The organism is Corallococcus carmarthensis, assembly GCF_003611695.1.
Taxonomy (GTDB): domain Bacteria; phylum Myxococcota; class Myxococcia; order Myxococcales; family Myxococcaceae; genus Corallococcus; species Corallococcus carmarthensis.
Map to the genome: position 1 here is coordinate 37069 of NZ_RAWE01000056.1, position 11615 is coordinate 48683.

General features: G+C 70.7%; 13 protein-coding genes. 1 reads left to right on the forward strand and 12 read right to left on the reverse strand.

All coding sequences use genetic code 11. The features are described from left to right. Nucleotides 1-5 precede the first annotated feature (5 nt). The 3 genes from D7X32_RS17385 to D7X32_RS17395 are packed head-to-tail and all read right to left on the reverse strand — an operon-like array spanning nucleotide 6 to nucleotide 1832. A complete protein-coding gene (locus D7X32_RS17385; RefSeq protein ID WP_120603672.1) occupies nucleotides 6-821 on the reverse strand; it encodes a flagellar M-ring protein FliF in 816 nt (271 codons plus the stop codon). A gap of 15 nt (nucleotides 822-836) precedes the next feature. Next, nucleotides 837-1325 (reverse strand): EscF/YscF/HrpA family type III secretion system needle major subunit, encoded by a 489-nt coding sequence (locus D7X32_RS17390; RefSeq protein WP_120603673.1) that lies wholly within the window; start codon nucleotides 1323-1325, stop codon nucleotides 837-839. Nucleotides 1326-1337: 12 nt separating this feature from the next. After that, the gene (locus tag D7X32_RS17395) at nucleotides 1338-1832 is read right to left on the reverse strand and encodes a hypothetical protein (RefSeq protein WP_120603674.1); all 495 of its coding nucleotides are present in this window, start codon (nucleotides 1830-1832) and stop codon (nucleotides 1338-1340) included. A 227-nt stretch (nucleotides 1833-2059) separates the two neighbouring features. On the opposite strand from D7X32_RS17395, the gene D7X32_RS17400 reads away from it, so the two are divergent. Beyond that, entirely contained in the window at nucleotides 2060-2392 is a 333-nt protein-coding gene (locus tag D7X32_RS17400; protein ID WP_120523302.1) for a PilZ domain-containing protein, read from the forward strand. A gap of 17 nt (nucleotides 2393-2409) precedes the next feature. Here D7X32_RS17400 and D7X32_RS17405 read toward each other — a convergent pair whose 3' ends face one another. From D7X32_RS17405 to D7X32_RS17445, 9 genes are all read right to left on the reverse strand, one after another. Continuing rightward, the gene (locus D7X32_RS17405) at nucleotides 2410-2811 is read right to left on the reverse strand and encodes a response regulator (protein ID WP_120603675.1); all 402 of its coding nucleotides are present in this window, start codon (nucleotides 2809-2811) and stop codon (nucleotides 2410-2412) included. A gap of 128 nt (nucleotides 2812-2939) precedes the next feature. Beyond that, complete coding sequence (locus D7X32_RS17410) at nucleotides 2940-3665, reverse strand: SH3 domain-containing protein (protein ID WP_120603676.1); 726 nt, start codon at nucleotides 3663-3665, stop codon at nucleotides 2940-2942. Beyond that, nucleotides 3662-5545: a BatD family protein gene (locus D7X32_RS17415; protein ID WP_120603677.1), complete on the reverse strand. Its 1884-nt coding sequence runs from the start codon at nucleotides 5543-5545 to the stop codon at nucleotides 3662-3664. The genes D7X32_RS17410 and D7X32_RS17415 overlap by 4 nt, the downstream gene beginning before the upstream one ends. After that, nucleotides 5529-6551: a tetratricopeptide repeat protein gene (locus D7X32_RS17420; protein WP_120603678.1), complete on the reverse strand. Its 1023-nt coding sequence runs from the start codon at nucleotides 6549-6551 to the stop codon at nucleotides 5529-5531. Before D7X32_RS17420 ends, D7X32_RS17415 begins: the two co-directional genes overlap by 17 nt. Then, complete coding sequence (locus tag D7X32_RS17425; RefSeq protein ID WP_120603685.1) at nucleotides 6548-7603, reverse strand: VWA domain-containing protein; 1056 nt, start codon at nucleotides 7601-7603, stop codon at nucleotides 6548-6550. Before D7X32_RS17425 ends, D7X32_RS17420 begins: the two co-directional genes overlap by 4 nt. After that, nucleotides 7603-8616 carry a vWA domain-containing protein gene (locus D7X32_RS17430; RefSeq protein WP_244239051.1) on the reverse strand — a complete coding sequence of 338 codons (1014 nt, stop codon included), beginning with the start codon at nucleotides 8614-8616 and terminating at the stop codon, nucleotides 7603-7605. Before D7X32_RS17430 ends, D7X32_RS17425 begins: the two co-directional genes overlap by 1 nt. Further along, on the reverse strand, nucleotides 8588-9592 hold the full coding sequence (locus tag D7X32_RS17435) for a hypothetical protein (RefSeq protein ID WP_120603679.1): 1005 nt from the start codon (nucleotides 9590-9592) through the stop codon (nucleotides 8588-8590). The genes D7X32_RS17430 and D7X32_RS17435 overlap by 29 nt, the downstream gene beginning before the upstream one ends. Beyond that, complete coding sequence (locus D7X32_RS17440) at nucleotides 9589-10470, reverse strand: DUF58 domain-containing protein (RefSeq protein WP_120603680.1); 882 nt, start codon at nucleotides 10468-10470, stop codon at nucleotides 9589-9591. Before D7X32_RS17440 ends, D7X32_RS17435 begins: the two co-directional genes overlap by 4 nt. Nucleotides 10471-10506: 36 nt before the next feature. Beyond that, nucleotides 10507-11496, reverse strand: coding sequence for an AAA family ATPase (locus D7X32_RS17445; protein WP_120603681.1), 990 nt, complete (start codon nucleotides 11494-11496; stop codon nucleotides 10507-10509). Nucleotides 11497-11615: the final 119 nt, after the last annotated feature.

An 11615-nucleotide genomic window follows, 5' to 3' on the forward strand; every position in this document is an offset into this window, starting at 1 on the left:
CGTGCTCAGGCCAGCTTGCGCGTGGAGCCCGGTGTCACCACCGGCCGCGCGGGCGTGGGCGGGGCAGGCGGTGCCACGGGAGGCTGCTCCGCCAGGGCCCGGTAGTGCCTCCAGCGCAGCGTCGTCCAGACGAGCGCTCCAGACAGCCCCGTCACCAGCACGCCCAGCAGGGCGAGCACCACGCGCAGCCGCAGCGGGACGGGTCCTCCCTTCGGGAGCGGCGCCTCCACGTGCGTCGTCACCTCGTCCACCAGCAGTGACACCGCCTCGGGTGACAGCCCTTCCACGCCCCCCGCGATGAGCTCACGCAGCGTGTCCTCCGACTTGCGCACGCGCGCCGCGCCGCCGGGGGCCGTGCGCAGCATGGCCGAGGCCTTCGATGGCGTGGGTGCCTGCCCTGGCCTTGGGAGAGGTGGAACCACCAGGTGCACTCGCGCCAGCAGCACGCCGTCCACCGTCTGGAGCGTCTTCTCCAACTCGCGCTCCATCCCCCGGACCCGGCAGACCTGCTCCTCCAGCGGCGAGCGCACGAGCCCGCTTCCGCCAAACACGTCGCACCCCGTCTCCGCGGCGAGCCGGGGCAGGCCCAGCTCCGCCAGGATGCGCACCGCGTCCGAGGACTGCGCGTCCAGCACCTCGATGGCCCAGGTGGGCTTCTTGCCCGGCTCGGGCACCTTGCGCGCGTCGAGCCCCCGCTCGACAAGCACCGTCTGGAGTTCGTTGGCCTGACGCTCGTCGAGGCCGTGCTGGATGCGCTCCCGGCACGCGGTGGCGCCCAGGAGCAGGAGGAAACAGAGACAACGAAGGGGAGCGGAACGCATGGAACGAAGGACTCCTCACACCTGGGTCTGGAGGACCTGTTTGACGCCGCCGGTGGCCTTCTCGACGACCTTGCCGGCGAGATCGAGCTCCTGACTGGCGCGGTAGACGTGGGCCTGGAGCGCGAGCAGCTCCGAGGGACTGAACGTGCGGCCGGACTCGGCGAGCTTCAGGATGTGGTCCAGCCGCTGCTGCGCCTGCCCCACCCGGTCCAGCACCTCCACCGCCTGCTGACTTCGCGCCCCCTGGACCGAATCCACGCGGGCGCCCGGCTTCACCTCCGCGCAGCCCGCCTTCGCCCGCTCCACGCCGTCCGCCCGCGCCGTGCCAGCGGTGGCCTCGGTAGGTGTCCGCACCGGCTTCGGCGGCCCCTCCGTCGTCACCGGCACGGGGCGCGACGCGGGCGTGCGCACGCCGTCCAACACCTTGCCGAAGGTCTCCCTGCCAGACTCCACCGCGGGCGAAGCACCCGCGCCGCCTACGGCTCCCAACTTGTCGATGGCCATCGCGAGCGCGCCTCAGCGGATGTTGTTGATGGCGGCCTTCGCCGAGTCGTGGCGAACCTTCATGATGTTGGAGATGGCGTTGTGCTCGCGGCTCTCCTTCTGCATCTCGTTCTGGAGCGACAGGTAGGCCATGTTGAACTTCTGGCCGTCCGCGGCCATCAGCTTCTGCGCCTCCAGCAGGTCCCACGCATCCCCCTGCCCCGTCGCGCCTCCTGTGCCGGCTGTCGTCCCCGCCGTGCTCGCGCGCGCCGACATCGCGGAGGCACCGCCCGCCGCGGGCACCGACGACACCGCTTCGGCCGGCACGGCCGCGGACACCGTGCCGGCCAGCGTGGACACCACCGCGCTGGAGATGGCGCCCGACGGCAACATGCCGCCCACGAGCCCCGCGCCCGTGCGCACCACCTCGCGCGCCGCTCGCGCCAGCGTGGGGCCGAACTCCGTCTTCGGCGTCTGACGCGCGATGGAGGGGGCGATGCTCAACGACGGGATGCGACGGTCTTCCAAGGGGTGCCTCCGGTAGGGATTCGCCGGGGTTGCCTTCCACCGTCCATGCCAGGAGCCAACCCCTTGAAACAACAGGCGCGTACTCGGCCGCATCCGCGCCAGAGGTCTCCGATGCGCTGGTACCGGGTCCACGGCGCGGGACGGCGGGCGAAGACCCGAAAACTTGCCTCCGCGCCAACCTGCATCACAGTTGTCGCGTCCTGTCGCACTTGAAGGTGAGCACGCAGATGATGACCCCCTCCAACGGCCCCCGTCCGAACGAGCGCGAGCGCTACCACCCGCGCGTCGAAGCCCGGCTCCAGGTGAAGGTGCTCCTGTCGGGCCGCACCGTGACGGCGCAAGCGCGCGACATCTCCATGAACGGTCTGTTCCTCCAGGCCCACCCGGCGGATTCGCAGCGCGCGCTCACCATCGCCCTGCCGCTGCCTGGGGACCGGGAGCTCGTCACCATGTGCACCATCCGCCGCCGCGAAGTGGACGGCGTCGCGCTGGAGTTCGGCGAGCTGGACTGGGACGACCTCATCGCCCTGGCCCGCTTCCTCCACCCGCACCTGCCGTAGGGACTACCGGTGGAGCGTCAGTCCGCGGCCGAGCGGGCCGCGCGCAGCCGCTCCACCAGGTCCATCAGCTCCGCGCCCCGGAAGGGCTTGTGGATGTAGCCGTCCGCGCCCGCCTGCGTCGCGCTCTCCACGTCCGCCTTCTTCGCCTTCGCGGTGAGCATGTAGAGCGGCACCTTCGCCGTGACGGGGTCGCTCTTCAGGATGCGGCACACGGAGACGCCGTCCAGCTGCGGCAGCACCACGTCCATCAGGATGAGGTGGAAGGTCCGGTCGCGGGCCAGCTTCAGGCCCTCGATGCCGTTGGCCGCGCACACCACGTCCACCGCGCCGTCGCTCAACATGGAGCGCACCAGCTCGCGGATGACGGGCTCGTCCTCGACGAGCAGGATGTGGAAGGGTGCCTGGGCGTTGCCAGCCATGGTTCCTCGGGGCCCCTCGTAGGCCATTGCCCTGACGACGTCCAGCGAAGCGACGCCTCCCGGTAGCCCCTCTGTACGAAAGCGGTCCACCGCCGGATTTCCCACGGGCGGGGTCGCCCTGGCCCCGCCTAGATTTCGGCGACGCCGTCGCGCTCGGCCCAGCCCTCCAGGCCGTTGGGCAGTCGGATGCGCACGTACTTCCCCGTCTCCTCCAGGAGCTGCACCTTCAGGCCGGCGTGCACCTCGAAGAGGGAGCGCCCTTCCGAGCGAGGCAGCTCCCGCGCCACCAGCGTGGGGGACAGCACCACGGCCTCGTGCACGTTCTGGTGCACCCAGATGTGGGCCCCCAGGAGCAGCGCCGCTGGCACCGCCGCCGTGAGGCAGAGGCCCGCCACCACCGCCACCGCCGTGCGCCGCAGCGCGGGAAACACGCGCCGGAAGAGCAGCAGCGCGAAGCCCACGAGCCACGCGACGAAGAAGACCCAGGCCACCGCCGCGCCGTCCGTGGCCGCCGCCAGCCGGGGGAGGAAGGCTTCATCCGCCGCGGCGCCCACCACCTTGTCCACCTGCCGCGCCCGCGCCAGGGCCAGGTTGGCGTCCAGGTCCGCGACGCGTCCGCCCTGCTTCCGGGCCTGCTCCAGCGCCAGCACCGCGCGGCCCAGGTCGCCCCGGGCCAGGTGCGTGGTGCCCAGGTTGTAGAGCACGTCCGGCCCACCGAAGCCGTGGGCGATGAGCTTCTCGTAGTGGTCCTGCGCGGTGGCGTAGTCCTCGCGCCCGTACGCGTCGTTGGCCTGCTGGAAGACGGCCTCCGCTTCCTCGGCGGTGTAGTAGCCCTGCGTCGCCGTGTCGCTCATCCGGCCCAGCCTTCCATCACCGCCGCCGCGGTCGCCAGCACCTTGCGCCGCTCACCCGGTTCCACCCCGCCGCCGTAGCGGCCCAGGTCGCACGCCTCCAGCACGAAGAGCACGCGCGCGCTCCGCTCCGCGTCCACGCCCGCCGCCGCCAGCTTCTCCCCCAGCGCCTCGCGCGTGAGCCCGCCCACGGGGAAGCCGAGCTGCGCCTCCAGGAAGCCCACCATCGCCTTCTCCACCTCCACGTAGAAGGCACCCGCGTCGGAGCCCGCCTTGAGCTTCTCCGCCTCCGCCAGCCGCTTGCGCGCGGCCTTCGCCTGCTGACGTCCCCGCCCTGCCTCGGAGCGGGTGGCCAGCCGGCCGCGCATGCCGCCCACGAACGCCACGCCCGCCAGCAGGCCCAGCGGCGCCAGCACGCCCGCGATGAAGAAGGGCCGCATCCACACGGGCTGCGACGGCCCCACGAAGTGGGCCTGGGCGCGCACCGGGCGCAGCCCTCCAGTGGAGAGCACGTTCTTCTGCTCGTTGGCCGCGTCCGCCACCTGCGCGGGCGTCATCGCCGACGGCAGCGAGGACACCCCACCCGCCCCTGCCTCGACGGTGAGGGTGATGGGATCCGTGCGCGCCACCTCGTACTGGCGCCTCGACGGGTCGAAGTAGGGGAAGCGCAGCTCCGGCAACGTGAAGGTGCCCGTGCGCTGCGGCATCACCAGGTACTCCACCACGCGGCGTCCCTGGATGCGGTTGCGGTTGGGGGTGATCCGGTCCGTGGTGGTCGGCTCGTAGATCTTCAGCGCGGCCGGGCCCGTGAGCTTCGGCGGGGTGACGTTCTTCACGTTGCCCTGCCCCTCCAGGATGACCTTCACCGTGATGGGCTGCCCCAGCTCCACGCGCGTCTGCGACACGTCCAGCGACATGCGCCACGAACCCACGTTCGCGTTGGACATGTTCGGCGGCGCGCCGTTCGGCAGCGGCCGCACCTTCACCTTCAGCCCGTTGGAGACCCGGTGCACGCGGTGGCCCGCGAAGAGGAAGCCCGTGGTGATGTCCGCCTCCGCCGGGGTGATCAGCAGCGTGCCGGACTTCACCGGGAACAGCGCGCGGCGGCGAAGCAGGTAGGCGCGGTACGGGATGCCGTCCACGACCTTCTGCTCGCCCGTGAGCTGCGTGGGACTCTCCACCTCCTCCGTCCAGAAGCCCTCCAGCTTGGGCATCGTCACCGCGTCCACGCTGGACAGGTCCACGCGCGAGTAGATGTAGAGCGACAGCGTGGCCTGCTCGCCCACGTACAGGTCGTCCCGGTCCAGGCTCGCGCGCAGGAACAGGTCCGAGTCCCCGCGCGGAATCACCGGCTCGTCGTCGTTGAGGTCCGAGTCGTCGTCGCCGAACGGATCCGGCATGTTGCGGAAGTTGCGGAACGGATCCGGCAATGACGACGGCCGGCCGCCCTGCTGCGCCTGGGGCGCGTTGCCCACTCGGCCTTCGCGCGCGGTGAGCTGCACGGCGTCCGTGCGGTACGTGCGGCCTCCCGCGGTGAGCGTCGAGGGCGGAATCGTGAGCTTCCCCGCGCGCAGCGGGCGCATCAGCAGTTCGTGGCGGGTGATGTCCTGGATGACGGCGGGACCGCCGCCGGACAACGAGATGGAGCGCTGGCTGCCGCGCGACGAGGAGAGCACCTCGAAGTCGTTGGACTCGGGCAGGCGCACCTGGGCGTTGGACGGCGCGTCCACCACCACCACGGTGAGCTTGAAGGTGTCGTCGGTGCCCACCTCGGTGCGGTCCACCGTCTGGTAGAACTCGATCTCCGCCGCCCACGCCGGCGCCGTGGCCAGGAGGGCGAGCACGGCGAGCAGCGCCGTGCGCCCGCTACCAGTCCTTCTCATTGGGCTTCCTCTGCTTCTTCTTCTGCTGGAAACGCCAGAGCTGGAGATTCTTCTCGTTCTGCTTCATCGCATCCAGCAGGCGCTCGGCTTCCTGCCGGTCGACGTCGCCCGGCGAACTTCCACCATCGCGCGGGTTCGATTCCGTCTCCTCTTCGCCCTCGCTGCCGCCGTCCGCGCCGCCATCGCGAGAGTCGCCTTCGCCCTCGTCCTGGCCTCCGTCGGCCTTGCCGCCATCCGCGCCGCCGTCGCCCTTCTGGTTCGGATCCTGCTGCCCGCCATCCGAGCCGCCATCCGCGCCACCGTCGCCAGGCCCGGCATCGCCGCCGCCACCGTCCGCGCCGCCGTCCTGACCGCCATCTGGCGCACCGCCATCCGCGCCGCCGTCAGCGCCACCATCCGGACCGCCGTCCTGGCCGCCGTCCTGCGGGGTGCCGCCGTCGCCCTTCTGGCCGCCGTCCTCGCCCGCGTCCGGGCGTCCGCCGTCGTTGCCGCCGTCCTGGCCACCGTCGGTGCCACCATCCGGGCCGTTCTGGGGCGGCGGCAGGTCGCGCAGCACCACCTCGTAGTTGTGCCGGGCCTGCGGATCCGTGGGGTCCAGCGTGAGCGCCTTGCGGTAGGACTTGAGCGCCTCCGCGCGGTCGCCCGCCGTGGCCGCGAGGTTGCCCAGGTTGTACCAGCTCTTCTGCGCCAGGTCGGGCTGGCGCGAGGACTCCGCCACCTGCTTGAACGCCTCGCGCGCTTCCGCCGAGCGGCCCAGCTTCGCCAACGCATCCGCGCGGTTGAACTCCACCGTCGGATCATTTGGCCGTTCCTTCTTCGCGGCGTCGAAGTCGCGGAGCGCGTCCTCGTAGCGCCCCGCCGCGTAGGCGTCGCGCCCGCGCTGCACCAGCGGGTGGTCCTTCTCCAACGGTCCCACCGCCCACGCGGGCCCCGGCAGCGCCAGGAGTCCGGCCAGGCCCACCGCCATCGCGCGTGCCGCGCGCCGCCGCATCGAACGCGTGCTCATGCGGCCCTCCGGCGCGAAGGGATGAGCGACATGCCCAGCACCAGCAGCACCAGCCCGGGGATGGCGAACAACTGGAAGCGTTCGTCGTAACGGACCGTCACGCGGCTCTCCAGCTCGCTCTTCTGCAGCTGGTCGATGCGCTCCACCACCTGCCCCATCGCCACGCCGTTGGGCTGGTAGAAGAAGGCGCCGCCCGTGGCATCCGCGATGGCCGTGAGGCCCGCGCGATCCAGGCGCGTGATGACGGTGTCGCCGTTGGAGTCCTTCTTGTAGTCCACGAACTCGCCGCGCCGGTCGTAGACGGGAATGGGCTCACCGGAGTCCGAGCCCACGCCCACCGCGAGCACCTGCACGTGCGCGTCCTTGAGCGCATCCGTGGCCTCGCGCACCTCGCCCGTGAGGTCCTCGCCGTCCGACAGCAACACCACCACGCGCTCCTTGGAGCCCCGGTCCGCGTTGTCCAACACCTGCTTGGCCAGCTTCAGCGCCGCGCCCACGTTGGTGCCGCCCTGGGGCATCACGTCCGGATCCACCGCGCGCAGGAACAGCTTCACCGCCGAGTAGTCCGACGTGAGTGGCGACTGCACGAACGCATCCCCCGCGAACACCACCAGGCCCGCGCGGTCACCCTTCAACTCATCCAGCAGCGTGTTGAGCTCCAGCCGCGCACGGTCCAGCCGGCTGGGCTGCACGTCGCGCGCGAGCATGGACTTGGACGCGTCCAGCGCCACCACCACGTCGATGCCCCGGCGCTTCGTCAGTTCGCTCTTCGTGCCGCACTGGGGCTGCGCGAGCGCGAGCCCGAACAGCATCAGCCCCAGCCCGTAGAGACCGCCCTGCACCGCCGGCCGCCACACGGACACACCGGGCGCGAGCGTCGCCACGTGGCGCTCCGCGATGAGCGCCGACAGCCGCGTCCTGCGGCCCAGCGCCTTGAGCAGCGCGAGCAGCCCCAGCAGCAGGCCCACCAGGAACAGGCCCAGGAACAGCGGCTGCGCCAGGCCCACCTGATAGCCCAGGAGCGTGAAGCGCCAGGCGTCCAGCGTGGGCATCATGGGAACACCCGCAGGAAGGTGGCGCGCAGCAGCAGCTCCAGCGCGGCCAGCCCGAAGGCCACCAGCAGGAACGGGTGGAAGTTCTCCTTGTACGTGGCGCTGGCACCGCCCTCCATCAGCTTCGAGCGCTCCAGCGCGTCCAGCACCTTCTGCAGGCCCCGCTTGAGGCCTTCCGGGTCCGTGGCGCGGTAGTACTCGCCGCCGGTGCGGTCCGCGATGTCCTGCATCAGCTCCGGGTTGATGGGGATCTCCGTCTCGCGCCACACGGTGTTGCCGAACAGGTCCGTGCCCTGCGGGAAGGGCACCTTGCCGCCCTTGCCCACGAGGATGGTGTAGATGGGGATGTGGAGCGACGCGGCCATGTTCGCCGCGTCCAGCGGGGAAATCTTGCCGGCGTTGTTGTCGCCGTCGGTGATCAGCACCACCACCCGGCTCTTCGCGTCGGAGTCACGCAGGCGGTTGAGCGACGTGGCGATGGCGTCGCCAATGGCCGTGCCGTCCTCCAGGACGCGGGTGCGCAGCTGCTTGAGCACTTCCTTCAGCACGCCGTAGTCCAGCGTCAGCGGAGACTGCGTGTACGCGGCGCCGGAGAACACCACCAGGCCCAGGCGGTCGTTCACGCGGCCGGTGATGAAGTCCGCGAGCACCTCCTTCGCCACGTTGAGGCGGTTCTGCGGACGGAAGTCGCCGGCCTCCATGGACGTGGACAGGTCCAGCGCCACCACGATGTCGATGCCCTCCACCGACAGGTCTCGCACGCGCGAGTCGCGCGACTGCGGCCGTGCGATGGCCACCACCGCGGCAATCACCGCCGCCGCGCGCAGGACGGGGAGCAGCGGCAGCAGGTACGTGCGAAAGCCCCGGCCGCCTTTCGCGAAGACGTGCGCGGCGGAGAAGCGCAGCGTGGCGCGGCGCTTGCGCGCCCAGAAGGCGAGCACGAGCAGCAGCGGCGCCAGCAGCAGGGCCCAGAGCGCCTCCGGGTTATTGAACGCGAGGTCCGGGGGCAGCATCGGGCTTGGGGGGAGCGGGAGGAACGTACGTTTTCGTGAGCAGGTCGTAGCCGAAGGCCAACGCCTGATTGCAGGACTCGGGGGACGCGTCGGCGCGGGCGTACTTCACCATGTCCGACTCGGAGACGAAGCGCATCAGCGCGTCCTCCGGCAGGCCCGGCGTGGGCAGCCTGCGCAGGGACGCCATCAGTTCGGACGACGTGCACTCCAGGGCCTCGAAGCCGTAGCGCTCGCCCAGGTAGCCGCGCACGATTTCGGAGAGGCGGAAATAGAAGTCCTTCACGTGGCCGCGGCCGGGCAGGTCCTCGCGCTTGAGCGCGTCCAGGGACTGGCGCACGCGCACGTCCAGGGGCAGCAGCGGGACGACCTTCTCGCGCTTCGGGCGGCGCTGCCACCAGCGCACCAACGCCCAGGCCGCGACGCCCACGGCCAGCGCCGCCACGAGCGCGTAGAGCAGCGTCCACGAGCGGATGGGCACTTCCTGCGGGGGCTGGTAGTCGAACAGCTCCGCGCCCTGCCCCTGCGCGTCCGGCGGCAGCGTGGAGGCCACCTCCACCGGCTTGCCCTTGAGCACGAACCGGCGGGGCCCTTCCGGCGTCGCCACGTCGAAGGTGAGGTCGGGCAGCTGCACGCTGCCCAGTTCGAACGCGGAGAAGCGCAGGCCGAACGTCGTGGTGGCGTCGTTCGCGTTGTCCTGGCGCTGGCGCGTCTGCTGGAGCAGCTCCACGGCGCTCTCACCCGTGGGCGCCACCAGTTCGTAGCGCTGGTCCTTCGGGTGCGTGAGCGTCACCTGGTAGGTGAACGGCTCGCCGATGTGCACCTCTTCCGGCTCCACTCGCGCGGACGCGCCCGTGGGCGTCACCGTCTCCAGGGCGACCGGGGCCTTGGGCGCGACAGGAGCCGAGGACGGGGCCTGGGCCCAGGCGGCCGGCGTGCTGACCAGGAGGACCGCCGCGAGGACGAGCGCGTGTCTCATGCCGCCATCCTCCGGGCCCGCGCGCGGAAGAAGTTCGCCAGCGCCTTGCCGTGGTCGTCTCCGGCGCGCAGCTCCACGTGGTCCAGCTCCAGCTTCTTGAACAGCTTGCGGCGCTCGTCGCGCTGGGCCTGCATGGCGCGCATGAACTTGCCGCGCACGGCGGTGGAGCTGGTGTCCACGACGAAGCGCTCGCCCGTCTCCGGATCCTCCATCTCCACCAGGCCATGGCTCGGGAAGCGCTGCTCCAGCGGATCCTCGATGACCACCGGCACCAGGTCGTGGCGGCGGCCCACCAGGCGCAACGGCTTCTCGTAGCCCGTCGCCATGAAGTCCGACACGAGGAACGTCACGGCCTTCCGCTTGGACACCTGCGACAGGTACGTGAGCCCCGCGGACAGGTCCGTGCCATGGCCCTTCGGCTTGAAGGTGAGGATGTCGCTCACGAGCCTCAGCACGTGCATGCGGCCCTTGCGCGGCGGGACGACCTTCTCCACCCGGTCCGAGAAGAGGATGAGCCCCACGCGGTCGTTGTTCGCGATGGCGCTGAAGGCAATCTGCGCGGCGACCTCCGCGGCGACCTCCGCCTTCGTGCGGTCCTTGGAGCCGAACTCGTTGGAGGCGGACACGTCCACCAGGAGCATCACCGTGAGCTCGCGCTCCTCGGTGAAGACCTTGATGTAGGCCTCGTTCATGCGCGCGGTGACGTTCCAGTCGATGAAGCGGATCTCGTCGCCGGGCTGGTACTGCCGCACCTCGGAGAAGGCCATGCCGCGGCCCTTGAACACCGAGTGGTACTGGCCGGCCAGCATGTCGGAGACCACCTTGCGGGTGCGGATCTCCAGCTTGCGGATGCGGCGGATGAGGTCCTTGGGCAGCACGGGCGCGCTCCTACCGGGGGCCTTTCATGGAGCTTCTCAGGGGACTTCCACGCGGTCGAAGACGCGCTGGATGATCTTCTCCTGGGTGAGTTCCTCGGCCTCCGCCTCGTAGGTCATCGCGATGCGGTGGCGGAGCACGTCGAAGGCGATGGCCTTCACGTCCTCCGGGGTGACGAAGCCGCGGTGGCGCAGGAACGCGTGAGCGCGGGCCGCCTGCGCAAGGGCGATGGTGGCGCGCGGCGAGGCCCCGAACTGGATGTAGTCCGCCAGGTCCTTGAGGCCGTAGCGCGCGGGCTCACGCGTGGCGAACACCACGTTGAGGATGTACTCCTTCACCTTCTCGTCCATGTAGATGGCGTGGACGAGCTCCCGCGCGCGCACCAGGTGCTCCAGCGTGATGACCCGCTGGGCCTTCGGAGACGAGCCCCCGGACATCCGGTCCATGATGACCTTCTCCTCATCACGGGTCGGGTAGCCCACCTTCACCTTGAGCATGAAGCGGTCCACCTGCGCTTCGGGGAGGGGGTAGGTGCCCTCCTGCTCGATGGGGTTCATCGTGGCCAGCACGAGGAAGGGCGAGGGCAGGCCGAAGGTCTGGTCGCCGATGGTGACCTGGCGCTCGGCCATGGCCTCCAGGAGGGCGGACTGGACCTTGGCGGGGGCGCGGTTGATTTCGTCCGCGAGGACGATGTTCGCGAAGATGGGCCCCTTGCGGACGGTGAACGCGGCCGTCTGCTGGTTGTAGATCATCGTGCCGACGAGGTCCGCCGGCAGCAGGTCGGGGGTGAACTGCACGCGCATGAAGGTGGCGCTGAGCGAGTCCGCCACGGTGCGCACGGTCAGCGTCTTGGCGAGTCCGGGCACGCCCTCCAGGAGGACGTGGCCGTTGCACAAGAGGCCGATGAGGATGCGTTCGAGCATGTACCGCTGCCCGACGATGACCTTGCCGGTCTCCTGGTTGAGGACCTCGACGAAGCTGCTTTCCTGCTGCACGCGTTCAGTGAGCGCGCGGATGTCGGTGTTCATGTCCCCTCTGTCGGCCTGGGCGGCGGGCAGCCTAGGGTTCCCGGGCGTCCGGCTCAACACCGCTGTAGGCGGGACATTCCGTCAAGCCGCCCGGTCCCGTAAAGGGTCATCTCCCATGT